Source organism: Staphylococcus argensis (assembly GCF_002902305.1).
Lineage (GTDB): Bacteria > Bacillota > Bacilli > Staphylococcales > Staphylococcaceae > Staphylococcus > Staphylococcus argensis.
Genome location: NZ_PPPX01000016.1, coordinates 492,036 through 513,545, shown reverse-complemented (window position 1 = coordinate 513,545; position 21,510 = coordinate 492,036). Strand labels below are relative to the sequence as shown.

At 38.9% G+C, this 21,510-nt stretch carries 22 protein-coding genes, 1 tRNA gene and 1 pseudogene; 7 read left to right on the top strand and 17 right to left on the bottom strand.

Features of this window, described 5'->3' with window-relative positions:
• Window positions 1–148: 148 nt before the first annotated feature.
• Together CD039_RS11270 and CD039_RS11265 are read left to right on the top strand one after the other, a co-directional pair.
• Window positions 149–997 carry a trypsin-like serine peptidase gene (locus tag CD039_RS11270; RefSeq protein ID WP_103372391.1) on the top strand — a complete coding sequence of 283 codons (849 nt, stop codon included), beginning with the start codon at window positions 149–151 and terminating at the stop codon, window positions 995–997.
• Between the two features lie 165 nt (window positions 998–1,162).
• Window positions 1,163–1,387, top strand: a complete 225-nt coding sequence (locus tag CD039_RS11265; RefSeq protein ID WP_103372390.1) for a hypothetical protein — start codon at window positions 1,163–1,165, stop codon at window positions 1,385–1,387.
• A 294-nt stretch (window positions 1,388–1,681) separates the two neighbouring features.
• Here CD039_RS11265 and CD039_RS11260 read toward each other — a convergent pair.
• A tRNA-Ser gene (locus CD039_RS11260) sits at window positions 1,682–1,774 on the bottom strand.
• Window positions 1,775–2,012: 238 nt separating this feature from the next.
• Between CD039_RS11260 and CD039_RS11255 the strand changes: the two genes are divergently transcribed.
• The gene (locus CD039_RS11255; RefSeq protein WP_103372389.1) at window positions 2,013–3,125 is read left to right on the top strand and encodes a YibE/F family protein; all 1,113 of its coding nucleotides are present in this window, start codon (window positions 2,013–2,015) and stop codon (window positions 3,123–3,125) included.
• The gene (locus CD039_RS11250; RefSeq protein WP_103372388.1) at window positions 3,122–3,925 is read left to right on the top strand and encodes a YibE/F family protein; all 804 of its coding nucleotides are present in this window, start codon (window positions 3,122–3,124) and stop codon (window positions 3,923–3,925) included. The genes CD039_RS11255 and CD039_RS11250 overlap by 4 nt, the downstream gene beginning before the upstream one ends.
• 156 nt (window positions 3,926–4,081) lie before the next feature.
• Here CD039_RS11250 and CD039_RS11245 read toward each other — a convergent pair whose 3' ends face one another.
• Window positions 4,082–4,552, bottom strand: coding sequence for a GNAT family N-acetyltransferase (locus CD039_RS11245; protein WP_186303067.1), 471 nt, complete (start codon window positions 4,550–4,552; stop codon window positions 4,082–4,084).
• Entirely contained in the window at window positions 4,549–4,947 is a 399-nt protein-coding gene (locus CD039_RS11240; RefSeq protein WP_167386270.1) for an NUDIX hydrolase, read from the bottom strand. Before CD039_RS11240 ends, CD039_RS11245 begins: the two co-directional genes overlap by 4 nt.
• Before the next feature lie 174 nt (window positions 4,948–5,121).
• On the opposite strand from CD039_RS11240, the gene CD039_RS11235 reads away from it, so the two are divergent.
• Window positions 5,122–5,397: a hypothetical protein gene (locus CD039_RS11235; RefSeq protein WP_103372386.1), complete on the top strand. Its 276-nt coding sequence runs from the start codon at window positions 5,122–5,124 to the stop codon at window positions 5,395–5,397.
• A gap of 60 nt (window positions 5,398–5,457) precedes the next feature.
• Here the strand turns inward: CD039_RS11235 and CD039_RS11230 are convergent, their stop codons facing one another.
• The 6 genes from CD039_RS11230 to CD039_RS11205 all read right to left on the bottom strand — a co-directional run bounded on the left by CD039_RS11230 (window position 5,458) and on the right by CD039_RS11205 (window position 12,819).
• Window positions 5,458–6,339, bottom strand: a complete 882-nt coding sequence (locus CD039_RS11230; protein ID WP_103372385.1) for a mechanosensitive ion channel family protein — start codon at window positions 6,337–6,339, stop codon at window positions 5,458–5,460.
• 323 nt (window positions 6,340–6,662) lie between these two features.
• Window positions 6,663–7,688 carry a LysM peptidoglycan-binding domain-containing protein gene (locus CD039_RS11225; RefSeq protein ID WP_103372384.1) on the bottom strand — a complete coding sequence of 342 codons (1,026 nt, stop codon included), beginning with the start codon at window positions 7,686–7,688 and terminating at the stop codon, window positions 6,663–6,665.
• A gap of 657 nt (window positions 7,689–8,345) precedes the next feature.
• Window positions 8,346–9,674 (bottom strand): sodium-dependent transporter, encoded by a 1,329-nt coding sequence (locus CD039_RS11220; protein ID WP_103372383.1) that lies wholly within the window; start codon window positions 9,672–9,674, stop codon window positions 8,346–8,348.
• Window positions 9,675–9,844: 170 nt separating this feature from the next.
• Entirely contained in the window at window positions 9,845–10,594 is a 750-nt protein-coding gene (locus tag CD039_RS11215) for an alpha/beta hydrolase (RefSeq protein WP_103372382.1), read from the bottom strand.
• A 193-nt stretch (window positions 10,595–10,787) separates the two neighbouring features.
• Window positions 10,788–11,369, bottom strand: a complete 582-nt coding sequence (locus tag CD039_RS11210) for a PepSY domain-containing protein (RefSeq protein ID WP_103372381.1) — start codon at window positions 11,367–11,369, stop codon at window positions 10,788–10,790.
• Between the two features lie 223 nt (window positions 11,370–11,592).
• Window positions 11,593–12,819 (bottom strand): CynX/NimT family MFS transporter, encoded by a 1,227-nt coding sequence (locus CD039_RS11205; RefSeq protein ID WP_103372380.1) that lies wholly within the window; start codon window positions 12,817–12,819, stop codon window positions 11,593–11,595.
• Between the two features lie 280 nt (window positions 12,820–13,099).
• Here CD039_RS11205 and CD039_RS11200 point away from each other — a divergent pair, with 280 nt between their 5' ends.
• Window positions 13,100–14,533: an MDR family MFS transporter gene (locus tag CD039_RS11200; RefSeq protein WP_103372379.1), complete on the top strand. Its 1,434-nt coding sequence runs from the start codon at window positions 13,100–13,102 to the stop codon at window positions 14,531–14,533.
• A 324-nt stretch (window positions 14,534–14,857) separates the two neighbouring features.
• Window positions 14,858–15,346, top strand: coding sequence for a DUF805 domain-containing protein (locus tag CD039_RS11195; protein WP_103372378.1), 489 nt, complete (start codon window positions 14,858–14,860; stop codon window positions 15,344–15,346).
• Window positions 15,347–15,522: 176 nt separating this feature from the next.
• Here CD039_RS11195 and CD039_RS11190 read toward each other — a convergent pair whose 3' ends face one another.
• From CD039_RS11190 to CD039_RS11150, 8 genes and pseudogenes are all read right to left on the bottom strand, one after another.
• A complete protein-coding gene (locus CD039_RS11190) occupies window positions 15,523–15,714 on the bottom strand; it encodes a CsbD family protein (protein ID WP_002472386.1) in 192 nt (63 codons plus the stop codon).
• A 263-nt stretch (window positions 15,715–15,977) separates the two neighbouring features.
• Entirely contained in the window at window positions 15,978–16,460 is a 483-nt protein-coding gene (locus tag CD039_RS11185) for a TspO/MBR family protein (protein ID WP_103372377.1), read from the bottom strand.
• A gap of 37 nt (window positions 16,461–16,497) precedes the next feature.
• Window positions 16,498–16,974 carry a pyrimidine dimer DNA glycosylase/endonuclease V gene (locus CD039_RS11180; protein ID WP_103372376.1) on the bottom strand — a complete coding sequence of 159 codons (477 nt, stop codon included), beginning with the start codon at window positions 16,972–16,974 and terminating at the stop codon, window positions 16,498–16,500.
• A 120-nt stretch (window positions 16,975–17,094) separates the two neighbouring features.
• Window positions 17,095–17,478 (bottom strand): aspartate 1-decarboxylase, encoded by a 384-nt coding sequence (gene panD / locus CD039_RS11175; protein WP_103372375.1) that lies wholly within the window; start codon window positions 17,476–17,478, stop codon window positions 17,095–17,097.
• Window positions 17,479–17,617: 139 nt separating this feature from the next.
• Window positions 17,618–18,361, bottom strand: a complete 744-nt coding sequence (locus CD039_RS11170; protein ID WP_103372374.1) for an HAD-IIB family hydrolase — start codon at window positions 18,359–18,361, stop codon at window positions 17,618–17,620.
• Window positions 18,362–18,458: 97 nt separating this feature from the next.
• Window positions 18,459–18,893 carry a GNAT family N-acetyltransferase gene (locus CD039_RS11165; protein WP_103372373.1) on the bottom strand — a complete coding sequence of 145 codons (435 nt, stop codon included), beginning with the start codon at window positions 18,891–18,893 and terminating at the stop codon, window positions 18,459–18,461.
• A 1,010-nt stretch (window positions 18,894–19,903) separates the two neighbouring features.
• Complete coding sequence (locus CD039_RS11795; protein WP_142384391.1) at window positions 19,904–20,074, bottom strand: VraH family peptide resistance protein; 171 nt, start codon at window positions 20,072–20,074, stop codon at window positions 19,904–19,906.
• 38 nt (window positions 20,075–20,112) lie between these two features.
• A pseudogene (locus CD039_RS11150) lies at window positions 20,113–21,495 on the bottom strand (MFS transporter).
• Window positions 21,496–21,510: the final 15 nt, after the last annotated feature.

Sequence of the window (21,510 nt, the reverse complement as noted above, 5' to 3'; positions counted from 1 at the left end):
TGAGAGTGACATTTAGCAATTTATTGAAAACAGCATAAGTGACCATTTTTAAATGTTTGGAAAGAATTTCTTAAAAAGCATTTTATCTTTAAATCAATATGGTAGAATGTAAGCGATTCTAACTTTTACAACTAAAGGGGTTTATAAAATGAAAAATGTGATTAAAAAGACAAGCGCAGCACTCATTGCGACGGGCCTCTTAACAGTCGGACTTGGTGCTGAAATGAATACATCTCAAGCTGTGGAAGGCCATTACGACTACGATGGTATGTATCCAAGTAATGCGAATAGTGCTTATCAAAAAGCGACGAAAATTAATAATAACGATGTAACGATTAAACATTATGGCTATGCGAATAAGACGAAGTATAAAGCTGTGGGTCGTGTCAGTAACGTAGACGGCTGGAAAGGTAAAGGCAAAGACAGTATGGGCACTGGCTTTATGATTGATAAACATACGTTCTTAACGAATGGTCACGTGATTGATAATCCAAATGGCAAAGCTGTAGCGGCTAAAAATGTAACATTTGAAATGAACCGTGACGGCAACAAGCGCCCTTACAAGTTCCATGCGAATCGTATTTCTAAAGTTGCTGGACAAGATATTGCAGTCGTTAACACGAAAGAAGATATGTCAAAAGCTGCTCAACCATTGAAGTTGGCATCTCAAAAACAAATTCAAGGTTTGAAATATAAAGATCGACTCTACTCTTTAGGTTATCCTTGGCAAAATAACGATAATACGAAAGCATACTGGAATAAATTTAGATTCTTGCAATATTCATCTAATCACACTGAATTGATGTTTAAAGATAAATTCCGTGCAGGTGCTTCTGGTTCTCCAATCGTTAATAATAAATACCAAGTTTACGGTTTGCGTACTTACGGTTGGAATTTAAGAGGAAATAGTACAGATAAATATTCACAACAAGAGGTGGCTGGTGGCGAAGCTTTAACACCGCAAGCACAACAATTTATCAATAATCATCGTCGATAATGACATATTTTGGAGGTTTAAGACTGCGAGCAGTCTTACCCTCCTTTTTAAATGGTGCTTGATGGGATTAGTCACCAATATGAATGGAATGGCTTTGTCGCTACTGAGCGAATAATCCGACTAAACACGTCAAGGTAGATTATTTTTGAATAGAGGAGTATTTGTATGGACCAATTTATGGATCGACTAGATGGCATCACTCATCATCCGTATGCATTTAGTATGGTGTGCTTTCTCATTTATTTTATTGCGGGACTACTTATTTTTACAGCTTCTGTATTTATTATGTATCGCAATGTTTCACTCGTAGAAAAGTTCGTAACGATACTCATTTTATCGATAGTGATGGCAATCGCTCTATCAGGTATAACGTTGTTTATTGTCTTATAACTTACAAGGTTAGTTCTAAGTGAAACGCAGCTATTTATTACGATATTTAGTACTTTAATTCCTAAAACAATTGGTGTATCATTAAACATAGGCACAATATCTTCTTTTTAGTTTGCGTAGGTACCTACTATTATAGAGATATTCGTGCCTTTTTTGGTGTAAAAAGAAAAAATAACGGCTAGTGATTTTCATCACTAACCGTTAAAAGTGTACACCCAAAATAAAAAAGGCAAACACTCAAACTCAATTGAGTACTTGCCTTCTATATCAATTAGTCTTGGAATTCAAATATAATGGCGGAGGAAGAGGGATTCGAACCCCCGCGAGCCGTTAAGCTCCTGTCGGTTTTCAAGACCGATCCCTTCAGCCGGACTTGGGTATTCCTCCAATTGAACATTCATTATTATATAGTTAATCTTTTTAAAAGTCAATCCATAATTTAATTTCATTGGTAAGCCATTCAATTCAAACTATCATCCTACATTTTTAATAAATCTCCTACTACAAATATCTCCACTACAACACTCACAACTCGCCATAAACAACCTAGAAATCTTTGAATTACTTGCATGACAAGCGTATAATCACAGTGTTATCACATGCTTTACGAAGTGAGGTTGAAATCATGGCAGAGAAACCTATCTGGCAACGCCCATTTACGTGGTTATTCACAATATGTTGTCTTATCTTCATTATTCTAATTATTTTTACCTTAGTGAATGACAAATTCTATCGCATCCCTCTCGCTCAAGTGACTGATGTGAAAGAGGTGCATACGAAACATATCACGGATGACCATCACAATCACGATACGAAACACACACAACGTCTGACGCTTAAGATGCTTAATGGCAAATACGAAGGCCGTACGACAACATTACATAATACCTATGCCGAATCCCAAGCAGATAGCGAGAAATTCTCTACGCATAATAAAGTTCTGCTTCATGTAGGTAAGAATTTGAAAGATATGTATATTATTGAGAAGAAACGCGACACGCTCATAGTGACGCTCACAGGTATCTTTATCTTAACGGTGCTTTGGGCAGGTAAACGCATCGGTATTCACTCTATCTTGTCGCTCGTCGTCAACTCGATTGCTGTACTTGCTGCGATTGCAATTCACAACGCTTACCCTAACATCAATCTCTTCGGTTTGATGAGTTTAGCAGTCATTCTGGGCACGATTGTCACATTGTTACTCGTCATCGGCTGGAATCTACGGACCGGCATCACCATTGTGAGTACGTTGCTCGGCACTTTCATTTGTGTCGGTCTCATGCAGCTCGTCATTTCGCTCACAGGTGGTAATGGCTTGAAATTCGAAACGATGGGCTTTCTCACGTTGCCACCGACTGAAGTCTTCCTCGCTTCCGTCATGATTGGTTCTCTAGGCGCAGTGATGGATGTGGCGATTACGATTTCGAGTGGAATGGCTGAGATTCTGCGACGGAAACCTGACATTTCACTCACACGCTGGGCACTCGCTGGTCGCCATATCGGGCAAGACATCATGGGTACGATGACGAACATCTTACTCTTCTCATATCTGTCCGGTGCCCTGCCAATGTTTCTCATCTATCTCACTAACGAGAACACGATTACTTATTCCGTATCCATGAACTGGTCGCTCGAAATTTCCCGGGCAATTACAGGAGGCATCGGCATTGTCTTAACGATTCCAATTACGATTCTGCTCATGCAGTTCTGGTGGAGAATGCGAGGTGTTAAACGATGAGTGTGACAACGATTCTAGGTATTATCCTACTGATATTGATGATTATTTTTGGTGGTAAAAAGGGCCTCGTGTCCTTTATGACATTGTTTTTAAACTTTATTATTCTCGTAATCACCATCGTAGTGATACTCTTCGGGGCACCGATTTATCTCGTCACGATACTGTTCTGCATTGCGATTGCTGCGATAAATTTGTTCGTACTCAACAGCTATAATACTAAGACACGTGCGGCTTTTATCTCAACGCTCATTACGACGCTTATACTCATCGTCGCGATCTATCTGTGCGTGTCACTCGGACATTTACAAGGCTTTACGACGGAACAGCAAGATGAGACTTACGTCTTCTCGATGAATATCGGCATCGATATGGTCAAATTCATGGTCTTCACAACAGTCTTAGCTGTTATTGCGGCCGTGATTGACTTGGCGATTACGATCAGTTCGCCGATGTACGAGCTGCATACGACGAAACCTGATCTGACACGCGCCGAACTGATGCAGTCTGGTTTAAGAGTCGGTCGTGAAATTCTGGCGACCTCCGCCAATACGATTTATCTCGCTTATTTCGGTGGCCAGCTCACAATCTTCTTCTGGTTCTTTAAATTGAACTACTCATTTGCGCATATTATTAACTCGAAGTTATTTGCGCAAGAGTTTATCTCTATCTTACTTGGTGGGATTGCGGTCGCGATCAGCATTCCGATTACAGCGTGGATTACGGCTTTATTGATTAAAAGAACAGGTATGGGGCATAAATCTCAAACTCATAATAAAAAGGCAGGACAATATACGAAGTAGTGGTGGTGAGAAGAAGGGTCCGAAGCCTATCATTTTGGCTCTCCCTGCAGAATATTTACATGTCTAACATAGCTATATCCACATACTCCTCTATACGTAACGCACCCCCTAGCAGCACTGGCTGTTAGGGGGCTTTATTTCGGCTACGTTCATATACTATATTCCCAAACTCATAATATGAACTGGACGTCCTTCAAGTGTGGTCTCACCTTGCATCGTATAATTTAAGCGTTGATACAACTTTTGCGCAATGTCATTATCTGTATTGACCGTTAAACATATTTCATTTACATGAGGATAATGATTTCTCACAAATTGTGGCAATTCACGCATCGTCGCAGTTCCGTATCCTTTCCCACGATAACGCGCGTCAATACTGAACGAACGGAAGAAGAGTGCCTGAGGATTAGAACTATACGGCGCTACCCCTTCACCTTCATGTAAGACGAAGAAGCCAACACAGTTCTCTTCATCATCAAATACCACGATAGAATGTCGTTCTTCATCTTGTTGCGCTAACTCAATATTATGTAAGGGTGTGCGAGTAAACTTACGATCTTCAGCTTTTACTTCGATGTTTTCAACAATCGATTTTAACTCTGGGTTGTAAGGTACTAACTTCATCATCGTTTCTCTCCTATTGCATCGATATGTTCAAGCCATTTTAACACAGCAGGAGCAATACGCTCAGTATCATCTGCGGCCATCCACTCTAAACCCGTAATCTCACTTTGCGGTTGAATCGCTCCCCAATCCACATCTGCGCTCGTCGTATAGCAATTGAGTTCCGTCTCCATATCTTTCTGCGGATAAGCTGGGCCGACTACAGTGCTGTGATAGTGCAGCTGGTCAGACTTCAAATGTACACCTAACTCTTCGTCAATTTCTCTGACTAGCGCTTCTTGCTGGGACTCGCCCGCATCAATCTTTCCACCTGGGAAGTAATATTTCTGACGGTTGCGTGATTGCACGAGCAACAATTTGTCCGCCTTCCACACAACTAAACACACACATTTGATCATGGAATCTGTCCTTTCTTCACTCAAACAAATTATTTCTGACTTGCTCTAAATTATGTTAGTATACTGATTTGTATAAAATAACAAAGCAGTCGCACACAAGAAATACAGTGATGTACATGGTAAGCATGCTATAATCACTGTACACCTATCAAACCATTTACTGGAGGTTATATTATGGCTAAAAAGTCTAAAATGTATCGTTTATCAACATTATTAAACATGTCTACTGTTGCTATCGACACTTATAACAAATTCGCTTACCGTAGCGAGAATAAAAAGTTAAATATCGCAAGTGTTGCAGTTTCTACAGTAAGCTCTATCGTAGACTTCTATCTTGCAATTAAATCACCACGTAAACTCACTAAGATTGTCACTCTTGCTTCTGCAGGTATATCAGTGACACGCAATGTACTTTACTTAATCAATCAACGTCGTAATCGCAACGCATAATTCAGTTAATTTAAGGTCGAGATGCCCTTCCTTCTGAGGACTCCTCGACCTTTTTACTATTTATTCTTCCTCTTCTGGATCAAACTTCACGAGCGTTGGTAGTGGTGTTTGAATACCTTCTTCATCTAAGAAACGTTTAACCTCTTTACGCAGTTGACGTTCACCAGGGAAATGCATACCCGGTTTAACGTGAGCGAGTAATTTAATGACCATTTCGTTACTTTCAACGCTATCTAACCCGAGTAATTCAGGCGCACGCACGAACTCTTCGTGTTTGTCTGCAATTGTTGGTAAGAACTTCACTAATTTTTCTTCAATCTTATCATAGTCCTCATTAGGTGCTACAGGGATGCAGACGAGAGAAGCCACGTTCGTCGCAGAGTAGTTGACGATCTCACTAATCACCCCGTTCGGTACCGTATAGATTTCTCCAGTATCTGATTGAATGCGTGTAGAACGCAAGCCAATCGCGCGAACAGTTCCTTCTGCAATCGTTACACCGGATGCGTTTATCTTCACATAGTCGCTGACGTCGAATTGGCCCTCGAAGATGATAAAGAAACCGGTAAGCAGGTCTTTAACAATCGTTTGGGCACCGAAACCAACGGCTAAGCCAACGACTCCAGCTCCGGCTAAGATAGCAGACACTTTCACACCGAAGTGAGAGAGTATCGTTGTGATGACGATGAACCACACGATATAGCTAATGACGTTCTGAACGAGTGTCGATAACGTCTCGCTTCGTTTGATCTTATAATGATTCTTCTTCTTAGCATTCGCCTTGAAGAATTTCTCTACTAGTCTTCGAGCTACAGCGATGATGACTACTGCTAGAACGATGTAAATGGCTGCAATCAGTATCTTGGTTAAGATATTTTGATAGAAATCCACGTGTAACAGTGGGTCGACGAGATCACGTAAGACCTTTCTGATCTGATTCACGACTTCAACCTCCTATTTTAGCTTTTTATTATGTCTTAGTTTGTTTGTAGGACATATATTTTCAAGTTCAAAAAATAGCAAGCATAAGTACTGTAACACACTACACACCATTTGTCTTAGCGGTTTGACCGTTCCTTTGAGTAACTTTTCACGTCTAAAAAGGTTTTACAAATATACAGTACTTTCGAAGTGACAAGAGGGATAGATTTCAATAAGGTGACGAGACGATTTCGCATTTTACTATTAACCCAAACTAAAAAAGCTCCACAGTGGGCAAAGGCACGTGCGCTTTACACTCACTATGAAGCGAAGTTCATCATAAACTAATGAATATATTTAAAGTAGCCTGTTTGATATGCAGGAATTGTGCGGTATGTTGTCACACCCGGTGCAGCACTATAGTTCATTTCTGAAACTAAGATGCTACCGTCACCATTCACGCGCTCAACGAAAGCTACGTGACCGTAGTAACCTGCATCTGATTGAAGGATAGAACCTACTGTTGGACGGTTGTTCACTACATAACCATCGCGTACAGCTGCATCGTCCCAGTTATTCGCGTTCCACCAATATGTACTAATACCTTTACCAATTTGCGCGCGGCGATTGAACGCATGCCAAGTACATTGACCCCAGTCATATAAGTTCGCATGGTTAAATACTGGAGAATTGTAAGCATTCGTTTGCGTATTTGCCGTATTTGGACGCGCATTGTTCGTTGCTGGCGTAGAAACAGTACCACTAACTTTGAGTTTCTGTCCTGGATAAATAAAGTAATTAGACAATCCGTTTAAAGCCATTAAACGTTGTAAATTCATTCCATGTCGTGATGCGATACCATACAGTGAATCGCCACGTTGTACTGTGTACACAGAGCTATTATTATTAACCGCTGGTGTACGGTTAGTTGTTGTTTGATTTGACGTTGAAGTTATTGCTCTACCAGACACTTTCAAGTTCTGTCCTGGATAAATCAACGTGTTTGATAAATTATTATTTCTCATTAATTGTTGGTAATTCACACCGTATCTTTTCGCGATACCAAATAGTGTGTCACCACGTTTTACCGTGTACGAACTTGCAGTGTTGTTCGCACTCGTTGTGTTATTCGTATAAGACGCGTTCGTTTGAGATCCTGCCACACGTAAAGTTTGATTAGGAAAGATCATGTTTGAGCTTAAGTTATTCATCGTCTTTAATTTCGCTACAGTCATGTTGTACTTATGAGCGATAGACCACAACGAATCACCACTTTTTACGGTATGTGTTGTAGCAGCATCTGCATGTACTCCAGATAAAGCAGCTACAGCGCTTGTTCCTATCACTGACGCTATTAACTTCTTGCGCATTTCGTCAGCCTCCCTCTCTCTCTTTAACATTTCGTAAACAGTTTAATTACACCTTCATTATACACCTGTCCACATACTTTAAATAGCGCTTTTATATTTCATTCTCATTACATTTCTGTAATAATCAATTTATTCTGAAATTGGGTTTAGTTCTACTTTTTAAAAAATTAAGGGTATGGAAAGGTAATATTTCTTTTGTGAAGATAAAAGACACTTTTGAGTGCGTAAATGTGACTTTTTAATGACAGGTGAACACTTTTGATATGAAATATACGAGTTAGGGAATTTTGCCCATTATTCTGTCTATTCGTACTATAGTAGAGTTACAAATTAAAAGCGAGGTGACGAAAATGAGTGCAATCGTAGATATCATCAAACAAATCGTTGAAGCTATCAAAAAAAATACAAAATAAGTGTCATTAAACTTTTGTGACCGGTGTAGGACAACACCTCAAGCATATGTTCTCTCAGTTGTCCTATAACCGGTCTTTTTTGTGTTTTTGAAAGTTTTGGTACAGGCCAGGGATGCTGCAATTCCTGCTACATATTTTCAGAACTATAAGAACCCACTCCATACGCTTTTATATGGAAGGGTCTAATGAATTACTACATATTCTTTTTTACAGCAGAGAAATTAGGCAATCTCAAATTCTCTCACTAAATCAGCTGCATGATAAACACTAAGATAATCACAAGTGGAAGTACAAGCTTCACAAGGTAGTACCATGGACTAAAGAGTTTAAAGCGATCGCGCCCGAAACTCTCTTTTAAAGCATCTTTATCCAACAACTGACCTACCACAAGCGTCGTACCCAATGCACCTAATGGCATCAGTATATTCGACACGAGGAAGTCCATCGCATCAAAGATCGTCAGCCCGAAGATGCGCACATCATTCAAGCTACCGAATGATAAAGTCGCTGGCACACTGATGATGAAGACGAGCACACTTGCGATGAGTGCGACACGTGCACGATGCTCATTATTATTCTTCGTAAAGTTTGAAACGTTCAATTCCAATAGTGAAATTGAAGACGTCAACGCCGCAAATAAGAATAGGATGAGGAAGATAAAGTAGAATAAACTTCCTGCAGCCATCTGATCAAACACTTGCGGTAACACTTTGAACAATAAGCCTGGACCATCTGCTGGTTTGAAACCGAAAGCTTCCGTCGCTGGGAAGATGGCTAAACCAGCGAGTACAGATACCACAATGTTCATGATCACAATGCTTAATGCAGACGTCTTAATCGTCATCTCTTTCGACGCATAGCTCGCGTACGTAATCATGCCTGTTGTACCGAGTGAGAGTGTAAAGAATGACTGACCTAACGCAAACAATGTTCCTTTAACAGATAAGTCTTCTATACGTGGTTGTAAAATGTAACGGAGGCCAGACTGCGCGCCCTCTAAAGATAAAGATCTTACGACAATAACAATCAAAAAGATAAATAATAGCGGCATCATGATCTTAGATGCTTTCTCTAAGCCCTTTTCCACACCCATCATAACGATGACCATAGTGAGTAAGATAAATATACCTTGACCCATAATCGTTAACCACGGATTCGTAATAATGGCCTCAAATTCAATACTGCTCAGATTGCCTGAACTCAAACCAATGAGTTGGCCGAGTACTTTCAGAATGTAAATGATAATCCATCCACCGATGACACTGTAGAAACCGAAGAGAATGAAGACAGCTAAGTTACCATTCCAACCGATAATATTTAACCATTTCTTCTGCGTTAACTTTTCATAAATCTTCGTCGTATAAGTTTGTCCCATCTTTCCGACCGCAAATTCCATAATCAGTAGCGGTAAGCCTACGATAATCGTAAATAAGAGGAACATGAGCAAGAAAGCGCCGCCACCATAAATGCCTGCCATATATGGGAATTTCCACATTGCACCTAATCCGATTGCGGAACCTGCGCTTGCGAGTATAAAGCCTGTTGATGATTTCCATTGTGATTGTTTCTTCATATATAACATCCTCGTAATTTTTACTTAATTGCTTTGACGCGTTAAAGCGTTTAATTATTATAGTATTTACTATAACATGTTTAGTACACAAACACAATAGAGTAATTTTTCAAACTTTTATCATCAAATGCTCTAGACAAATAAAAAGAAGGGCTTACCTGCCCTCCTCATTAATATTCCGCTTCAATATGCGCTAAGAAATCGATAATATCTTGTTCGACTGCTTGATGGTCTTTACCTTGCGTCATCAAGTGGCCTGCATTGCTATAACTTTGAATTGCTTTCTGAGAATGCGTAATATGTTCATAAATATAATTCGCACTCTGCTCGTAAGCCGCTTCATCTTGTTCACCATACTTAATCGCAATAGGCGCTTGAATGCGGTCTAAATTAGTCATGATATCATTCACCATTGCTTGGAAGAGTTCCAAACTCTCATCGTAGTCTTCGATTTGAGCTAAATGCGCTTTAATCGTCGCTTCATCTAATCCAATTAAATCTCCCATGCGTTGACCGTAATGTTTCAAACGACCTTGTAAACCAGCATCCCCTTTCTTGTGAGGCGTAGACATAACTACAAGTGATCCGACCTCAAAGTGTTCTGCAAGTTTCAAGGAGTATAATCCACCAAGTGACACGCCCATCACATGGATGTGTTGATAGCCTTTATCTCGTAACTGTTGATAGGCTGCTTGAACATCTTCCCACCAATCATCCGTGTCATATGACATGAGTTCAGGCAGTAGTAAACCATGTCCGCGGTATGGGGGCACTAGGCACGTATAGCCTACTTTATGTAATTTATTTGCTAAGAGCTTTACATCTCTCACCGTTCCTGTAAATGAATGGAGGAGGAGTACTGCAGAAGTTGCTTCTTCGTTCTCTAAAAATATAGGATTTGGTGATTTTACATTAATCATCTTGGTCACTCCAATAATTATATTTCTCTTCATATTGTAACGGATTTGAGACATATTGCGAGTGCTCCAACTCAAAAAGAGTGGCACCCAGGTCATCACCGATAATTATCGCATCGGATTATTCACTGAGCATCCACTCTCTTTATTGCTATTTTAGATTTTTAAGTCTGCGCGCATACTTATTTATTGAACTTTAGTCGTCTCTTTCATCGCTAAGAACTTTACCTGTCTTCGCATCTACAGTAATTTCGTGTTTTTCTTTACCTTTTTTCAAGTCCATATCGTATACGAATTTACCTCTATCTTTAGAGCGATGAAGTGACCATTCACCAATTTCGCCATCAAATTTCTTCTGACCTGCTTTGATCGCATCTTTGTAGCTCTTCATGTCGTTGTAATCAAATTCTTTCTTCGTGCTATTAGACTCATCTGTTTCTTTTTCTTTAGAAGCGACTTTTTTGTCTTTGTCATTGATTACGACTTCAGATTCTTCACGTTTTTGAGCATTTTGTTGTTCGACTTTATAAGCCCAATCTCCATGTTCTTTTTCGAAGGAAATCTTCTTCAATTTCTCATCTTTATAGATGTCTTGTGCTTTTTTAATCGCATCTTTAGGGTCTGTGCTGACATCTTTTAATGCAATAGATGATTTGTGGGCGTTATCTGTATTGTTACTCTTACTATTATCGTCACTGTTATCTGCTGAACCATTACCACCGCATGCACCTAATAATACTGCTGAAGACAGTAGTAGTGCGGACATTTTAAATTTCATATTGCCACTCTCCTCGATAGTATATCAACTATCTGGTATTTAAGTTAATCAAGCAAAATATTTGTATCACAACTTACCTGTATTAACTTAGTAATAGTGTTAACACATAATAATTGTAAATTAAAATAATTTCACCCTTTTCTCACATTTTATCCAAAAAAAGACATACCGCAGTCTGACCTCTGTTACTAAAAGTCACAAACAACGACATGTCTCACAACGCTTAAGTATCTTCTACAACATCGTTTGACGCAGCTTTAATACCGGCAAGCAACACCCCGATAGCCATCAAGACGAACGCAATGATGGCAGCTAACCAAGTATGCGTCACATCGTGCAATAGCCCTATGAGGAACGGTCCAACCGCAGCGATAATGTAGCCGACAGATTGACCGAAACCGGATAAAGTCACACTGCCTTCGTGAGTACGCGCACGGAAAGAGAAGAGCGCCATACACATACTAAAGCATGCACCGGTAGCTGCTCCGACGAGAATAATACCGATAATCAATAATGTATAGACGTGAGAGAAGAACAACGCGAAACCAACTAAATAGAATAAACTAATCACATAAATCAAGATACGTTGGTTATTAATCTTTCCAGCTAATATAGGAAAGATGAGCGTTAACGGTACCTGACAGAACTGATTGAGCATCAATAGGTAACCTGATGTTGATGGGGAAATCCCTCGCGCAATCAGAATCGTTGGCAACCAAGTCACGATCGTATAGAAGATCATAGATTGGAGCCCCATCAGAAGTGCCACCGCCCAAGCCAACTTCGATTTCATAATATTAAATGAAGGTGCAGGGCGATCCGCTTCTTGTTCCTGTTGTGTACTCGCGTCATCCGCTTGCGTTTCACGACGCGAAGGTTTGATATTCGTCACCCACAGGATAACGGCAATCATCGCAAAGATGACCCAGAATAATAGCGCAAAGCGATAACCGAAGTGGGTCATTTGTGATAGTGGATAACTGAACCCTGCGCCAAGGCCAGCTGTAAGGTTCATCGTCGCTGTATATAAACCCGTCACTAAACCGATTTGAAGCGGAAACATCCATTTTACGAAACTCGGCATCAACACGTTACCGAAAGCGATCGCCACCCCCATTAATATCGTTCCTATAATGAAGAGTGACGTCCCACCTAGCACGCGGATAAAGAGTGCCGCAATGAGTAAGATCATCGCCCAAAGTACCGTACGTGGCACTGTGAGGCGTTTCGCAATGCGCGACACGAAAGGTGAAACCACCGCAAAGATTAATAGCGGAATCGTCGTTAACGAGCCGGCTAAACTGTTATTGAGCGTTAAAGCAGATTTAATCTGTTCGATCACTGGACCCACAGAGGTTAATGGCGACCGTAATGTTGAGGCCACAAAGATAATGGCGAAGAGTATGCCCCACCGCCCTGTGAGTTTACGACTATACAAATCTTCTTGCATCTTTCATAACACTCCCTTCTTTACTATTTCAGACATTTAAATCTATGAACGTTACGATTTCTTTCTATTTATGTATGCAGTCTATTCTATCACAAATGATGCGAGTAGACAGGAGACAAATTTTCAATTATAGACTGATAAACCTTGCTCTCTGACTCATTCTTTATGCGTGGTTAATAAACACTTTTATAAAATTAAAATCATAAACCGAATGATTTGCTTTGCTAACTATCTCTCACTAAAATTTGTTATTTGGATGTTAGAAAAGAGAGGTAATCGTATGAAGGATATATCACTAAGAAAGAGAAATGCTATTATCATAGTGATGTTGAGTAGTGCCTTTGTCGCGTTACTCAATCAAACGTTATTAAACACAGCCTTACCTGCGATTATCACAGGTTTAGAAATAACAGAAACGACCGCACAGTGGCTCATCACCGGATTTATGCTCGTCAACGGGATTATGATTCCACTCACTGCGTTCTTAATGGATCGTTATCATACACGACCCCTATACATCTTCTCGATGAGTGCGTTCTTAATTGGTTCCATCATCGCGGCACTTTCACCGTCGTTTACCATACTGATGATCGCACGCGTGATCCAAGCGATTGGTGCCGGTATACTTATGCCACTCATGCAATTCACTGTATTCACACTCTTCCCATCAGAGAAACGTGGCTTTGCGATGGGGCTTACAGGAATTGTAGCTCAAGCGGCTCCAGCCATTGGTCCTACACTTACTGGGCTCTTGATTGATACGTTTGGCTGGCGTGCACCGTTCCTCGTAGTGGCAATCATTGCGATTATTGCCTTTATCGTCGGCATTATCTTCGTTGATAGTCACAATGCGACGAAACCGAACAAGCTCGATAAGACTTCAGTCGTCTACTCTACATTAGGTTTCGGCTTGATGCTTTACGGCTTCAGTAGTGCCGGCAACCTCGGTTTCGGTTCACCGATTGTCATAGGTTCTCTTATCATCGGTATTATCATTGTGGCGATCTTCGTGACACGTCAAATCAAACTCGATACGCCATTATTGAACATGCGTGTCTTCGCTAACCGTACATTTGCCCTATCCGCATTTGGCTCTATGTTACTCTTCATCGGAATTGTAGGCCCTGCATTACTCATTCCGATGTATATCCAAACCGGATTAGGTCTGTCAGCGATACTCTCAGGTCTCGTCATTTTACCAGGGGCTGTAGTCAACGCGATTATGTCTGTTTATACAGGTAAGATTTATGATAAATATGGGTTAAAAGTACTGGCAATTCCAGGATTTATCTTACTCATCATCATGACGATACTACACTGCTTCCTAACTGCTGATACACCATACTGGTATGTCGTAATTATTTACGCAGTTCGCATGTTTGCCGTAGCCTTAATCATCATGCCACTCAATACGATTGGTATTAATGCTTTAGAGCCTAAAAATATCTCTCATGGTACAGCGATTATTAACTCCTTACGTATTATCGCTGGTGCGATGGGAACGGCAATTATGATTACGATCATGGCGATTGTCCGCACATCTTATCACGGAGCGCATGGCGAATCTCAAGCTGCCACGTTGAAACATGCGACGATCGTAGGGGTCGATGCGGCATTTGCTTTCACAACAATTCTGATTGTGATAGGCTTTATCCTTACATTATTAATTAGAACGAAGCAGACACATGAACACGAGAACGCACGCGAGATTTAAGTAAATAGGATGATAGATGGCGCGCCCCTTAGGTTTAGGGGGTGCGTTTTCTTGTGTAATTGAGGACGATAGATGTTGAGTGTTTCCTGTTTTTCGAGGAGATTTTCATAGGTCAATTAGATGAAGTGGGAGCTATGGACATTTTATAAAAAATACGGAGAAGAGATTGCAAGTCATTTTAACTGGAAGAGTTGTGTCATCTGCAACAAGATTGTCCACTAAACAAGATTGAAATGCCGTGGCGTTTCGTATAAGCTTAAAGAGATTCATAGTAAGGGGACACCACGTAGGTTCGCTAGCAACTAGAGAAAGGACGACTATTTCATGCATCAAAGTTATATCCGTTTTTGGCGTCACGCATTTGATTATAAAGGGCGAGCAAGCCGACAAGATTTCTGGGTTCCGACCTTGATACACTTTGCCCTATACATACTTCTTTCCGCAATCTTGAGTCTGCTTCTAGGCGATTTGTCTAGAACTGGCGTGATTGTGCTATCTGTGTTTAAGTGGGTGCTTTTTACCCCTCAACTCACTCTAATGGCGCGTCGTTATCACGATGTCGATAAGAGTTTAGCCTTTCCACTCATTCTATTTATCTTTTTCTTATTTTTAGACATTAATGACTTTATCGATAATCTTTTCTATCGCAACGACCCGATTATTGATTACACAGATATTCTGGCTTATATTTTGACCGCAATTTATTATTTATTGCTTATCTATTCGTTGATTGTTTGTCTGCGGAGAGGGAATGGTTCTGCCAATCGTTACGGAGAACCTCCTGGCGCTCAAAGTGGTAAAATTGAAGAATGATATTGGAGCGGTGGCTAAAAGGTGGAAAACTGCGGAAGTGCAACGGATTTGTTAGCAAGGCATACACGTCGATCTGTGGTTCTACGCTACAAGTGGAATTGTGGAGTATTCGTGCTTCTGCGCATTTAAACATAAGTAAAGGCTTGAGTCGAGAAACCCAAGCCTTTTAATATATCTTATTTACTGAATTTATCTTTTACTTTATCAATAGCATCTGTAGCTTTATCTTTTGCTTTTTCTACAGTTTCTTTAGCTTTACCTTCGCCTTTGTCAGCGTCACCTTTGTCTTTTAAGTTTTGGTCGTCTGCTACTTCTCCTGCTTTTTTCTTAACGTCGCCTTTAACTTGATCAAATTTACCTTCAGCCATGTTAAATACCTCCATTTGAGTATTGTCTGAGACACGAATTTAATTAGCTCATGGAATTGTGTCACAGTTTATCTTATTTTAAAAAGACACATCGTCTTCTTAATTTATTTATATCCGTCCGTTGATAGATTAAACATTTAAACTCACATTTTATTCATTTCAGCGTTACATTTGTTGCGTTAACGCATAGAAATTGCGTTTGCGATAACCATGAATGCTTAGGAGGTAGTGAGTTATTTTAAAAAATAGCAAGAAGAAAAGATTTAATTCATATAATTTGGATTATCTTTATTTAACACGTAATTTCCTGTCGTTAAATAACTCGCATACGCGGACCAAATCACGTACGGCAGCATGAGGAAACCAGCGAGTGGACGTTTCTTCAAGTAAATCGCCGTCGTCGCAATGACTGCACCTAACAGTAGAAAGCTATCAACGAGTGCAAGTCGACGCGCTTTCTCTTTGAAATACAGTAATGACCATGCGAAGTTGAGTCCAAGTTGCACATAATGAGCAATTGTTTCCGCCATATGTTTGCCTCTTCTCACTTTCACAAGCACATACGCTACGCCCATCATTAAATAAAGAATCGGCCAAACAATAGGAAAGGCTTTCTTCGGCGGTGAAAAAGGCGGTTTCTTAAACTTCTTGAAGTCTTTCGGCGCTTCTTTAGCAGTCATCTTACCAATTAAACTGCCCCCTGCTAGCGGAGTAAATAACTCTACAATTCGTCGTATGATATTCATTTCTACACTTCCTTACTTTTTTAGTAGTCGGGCACACTTAAATTTGTGTTTTATGGATATTGCACCGTGGAGGAATGCGATCTGTCGCCCACTTTTCATACAATAATTTCTGATACTGTATGTAAGCCGCTTCACCATAGACCTTCTCATCACCATAAACAAATATTGGTGGTAAAGACTCGGCAGAAACTCGAGATTGATGTTGCGTTATGATGTGTTCTAAATGGCTCAAGTCTTCACGAAACTCCGATGACCGTTTCCCTCCTCGTCGTTGATGCTCCTCATCCATCGCTCGCAACAATGAGTACGCATCTAGGAGATATGGCTCCCCATCATGATAGACATGCTTCACAATTGGATGAGACAGATAGCGTGTGTTACCCTCAATAATGTCCATTTCAGCAAGACACACTCTAATAATTTGATAAAGCTCAAGTACCTGCTTCGACAACCGTCGATTATCAAGAAATTGCGCACTTTGATGGTGATTCGAACTGACCCTAAAGATTTGCATACACATTCCTCACTTTGCGTTACTACTGTGTGTATACCACTTTATCGACTTACTCAAGCAGGGTAATGTTCTATCTTACAACTAAAAAAGCTCCCACCTATACAGATGAGAGATACACAATTAATTCAACGTCATATTTTCTTTTTCTAATATCATTTCTTCGATTTCGTTATTTTCGTTCAACACTGCTACTTTTGGAGAGTGATCTTTAAGTTCTGACTCTTCTAATTGCACATAAGTCATAATAATCACAACATCGCCAACTTGAACGAGACGTGCAGCTGCACCATTCAAGCAAATTTTACCACTACCTCGCTCACCAGCAATAACGTAAGTCGCAAAGCGCTCGCCATTATTGTTATTTACAATCTCAACTTTCTCATTGGGTAAGATGTCCACCGCATCCAGAATATCAGAATCTATCGTAATACTCCCTACATAATTCAAATCTGACTCTGTCACACGTGCACGATGAATTTTTGAATGCATCATAGTTCTATACATGTTTAACCGATCTCCTCTTTCTATATTTCTTCGAGATAACATATGTATTAAATCACAATTCGAGGTCCTGAACAACGTGCAGTAATTATAGTTAAATGATAAGCGTGACGAACTCTTTATTAAAATGTGCTTTAACAAGCTAATAGTCCTTTAACGACGTTATTATTGCTTGGGCATGAGTATCTAAAAATTCAGCATCGGTCAATGACATCTCCTCATTACCGTCACCAACAAAGTAAGCTTTCTCAGCGTGTTTGAGTAGCTCATAATCATTCACATCGTTCCCATAAGCAACGTATGGCAGTTCTCCAATTATCTTTCTTAATGTCGTGTATTTATTAATATTTTGCGCTGTGATATCGATATTATTCTCACGATGATGGTAATGAATTGAGAGTAACGTCTCATATTTTTCCAATTCTTGTTGAACTAACTCAAACAACTGCTCGTCGAGATCGACAAGTATCACTTTAATTGGCTTTTCAACATCCTCTATAGTAAGACGATTAGCTAAATGTGATGGATCGAGTTGTTTAAATATCGCATTGTCAGCACTAACATTAGCCGCATAGTCAAAGGAATCATCAACAATATATTGTAAATTGTACTTATGAATCAGTGATTTAATATGGTTAAAAGAGTCTTCAGAAATGCTTTTCACAACTGAAATTTGATTATCTTGTGAAATAATCGAACCATTTCCTCCGATTAATGTATGATCTTCAAAACCTCTTACAACTGGAAGCAAATCACGAATAGGTCTCGCAGAAGCAAAGATTACTTGATGCTTTGTAGCAATATTCTTAATTTCTTTCCGCAACGGTTCCTCTATATACATACCGTTGAAACAAATCGTCCCATCCACGTCCATCACAAATATCATAAGTTTCCCCTCTTTCTTTTACAAACCACTTCTAAGGTGAGTCTGCCCGACGTCTTACTTTTTGATTTTCTCAACACATGGTCATCGAATTTATCATTTACTTAAGTTGAAGATGACAAATAGGATAATCCCTGCCCTGACCATCTTGCGGAGATTCACTATACTTTTCAAAGCCATTTTTTAGATAAAACTGCATCGCTGGGACATTATCTTTATTAACATCAACATAGCGAATATTTTCTTCATTTACGAGATACTGTAGTATTTCTGTTCCATAACCTTTATTAAAATACTGTGTATCGAGAAATAACATTTCTAAGTTTTCATCGTTTGTACCTGAGAAACCAACTAATTCGTTCTCTTTATACCACAGATACGCATTGACATATTTCAAATAAGTTGGAATCTCTGTTTCTAATTCTTTTCTATCTTTTTCAGCTAAAAAATCATGCGTTGCAAGCACAGATTTTTCCCATACATCTAATGCTTTATGATAGTCTTTAGCTTCTAGTTTTTCCTTAGTAAGTCGCATATTTACCTCCTAGTTATAGATAGTTAAACCAAGGCTCATATGTGTCACTTTCTTGGATTATTACGAATTATTTATTAGTTGTGAGAATTTTGCTATATTAATTATATAGATTATTATCTTATTAAAATACTCGTTGCATTATATACTCTAGCATTAAGCAGGTGACAGGTATGAGAAAACTATTAGATAAATATTATTTTACCATTACATTTGCGACCATTTTAATTCTATTCGCTTTTCCGATGACTGATATCTTTACCACTAATTTATTATTCTACTCAATTCTCTTTTTAGAAGTGTTGTTTGGCACATTCGTAGTGGAGATGATTTTAAATAAACGAAACACCTTGCAACAGAAAGCTAAAAAGTTCTGCGTCTCCTTATTACCAATTAATGCCATCATTATAGTAGTATTCTTTGTATTTATTATGTAAGTTAAGTAGTACAATAAGTTATTATATAGATAGAAAAAGCTTTCTATTATTTATACCAGTAAATGGAATCAATCACTTTTCCTATAAATAATTCTGCGACCGACATCAATGTCGGTCGCAAAGTAACAAATCTAAGTGGTTTAATGTTTCGTACGTTATTAATTTAATTTGGCAATGCTATTAGTAAATAGTAAGGTATATGTGCTGAGAAATGATTGATATTAATATAGATAAAATCGCTAGAAAACTGGTGAACATCGAAAAAGGTATGATTGAATGAGTTTTGTTATATACCCTTTATTATTTGGTTTAACTTTTGCTTTGATTAAAGCATTAGATATTTGGTACACAAAGAAAATAACTAAAACATATACAAATGATTGGAGATTTAATCCCCATTTAATATGGATTATGTTTATAGTAGGTATAATAATGGGGATTATTTTCATTTTATTTTTGAAATAATATTTTATGATAAGGGGGTAATCACACTCGGATTATCCCTATTAGCAAGTTGCCAATAAAGGCGTGCATTTATAATGCTTTATGAAGTTTTATATAACTCTTTTTCAAAACTTATTTAAACTCGTCATCATCCAAATACAAATAAGCAATGACCCCAATAGGTATGCCAAGTAAAGGTGTAGTAAGTATACTAGCTATTATCACGTATAATGTTAGCCTCAAGAGTTCGCTAGAATGCCACTTCTTGTTTAATAAATAATTCCAAATTTCCTTTATACTCATATGGTTAATCTCCTTCGCATTTTATACTAATCAATATCTTAGTGTTTTTCTTTTATTTCTTTTAAATATTTTACTATAAACGTCATGAGCGTCAATAGAATTGTTAGAGATGCGAACAACCACGCTTCACTTGCCCCCAATATCAATTTAGCCTTGGACGAAGAATGATCGATAAATAGCGAAGTGATGGCCGTATATAACGCGATGCCTATATTTTGAACCATTCTCTGCGCTGACCCGACTGTTCCTTGCATACTTCGAGATACAGAGTTCATTAGTGTCGAAGTGTTAGACGGGAGAAACGAACCTCCGCCTACCCCGTAAATGAATAAGAGTCCAAAGATCAATACTGGTGTTAAACTACTTTGAAACAGCCCTAAACTACCATACGCTATAGTCATAAAGCCTAATCCAACAGACATCAATATGATATTGTTAATCCGATTCATTAATTTACCTGCAGTTTTCGAAATAAGAACTAATCCTAATGGAGAAGCTAAGTTAACTATCCCTATTTGCCATGACGAGAGGTGACTTAATTTTCCTAAAATATAGGGAGGTACAATGAATCCTAAAGACGTAGCACCACCAAATACAAGTATAGCCAACATCGAAACTGAAAATGAGAAGTCTTTAAATAACCGTAAGTTCAGGATAGGATGCTGAACTTTTAGCTCCCATTTAACAAATACACAAAAAGCTATAATACTAATGAGTATAAATCCATAAAATGAGAAATTCGTTATAGATTGATGAGCACACGAACTCAAACCTTGTAACAAACAACAAACCGATATAAATAATAATGCGTTGCCACGTAAATCTAAATAAACAGAAGTGTTCCGTTCTTGTACTACATGCTTTTTCAATAACCACCAGCCTACTAATCCTATGCACACAAATGGAATATTTATCCAAAATATCCATCGCCAACTCGCAATCTATAGCAATAATCCCCCTAGGCTTGGCCCTAGTACAGGCCCTATTCCCAGTATGATACTTACAGTTCCAAGTGCAGACCCTTGTCGTTCTTCTGAAACATTAGTAGTAATTATAGCAGTGGACGTCCCTTGTAATATTGCTGCTCCTATACCTTGTAAACCACGAAACATGATTAATTGTAAAATATGAGTAGAAATTCCGCATAAAACGGAAGCTATCAAAAATACGAGTAGTCCAATGCTATAGATATTAAGTCGATTATATCGATCACTTAGTCTTCCAAACACAATAATTGTGCCTGTTAATAACAAAGTGTACAACGTAACAGTCCAAGTTATAGTTGTTGTATCCACATGAAATCTTTTAACTAAAGTGGGTAATGCGACATTAATGATGCCTGTATCTAACGTTGATAAAAACATACCCATTCCAGCGGTAAAAACAACGATTCGTTCAAAATACTTAGAAACAACGTTCATCTAATCCCCCTCCCT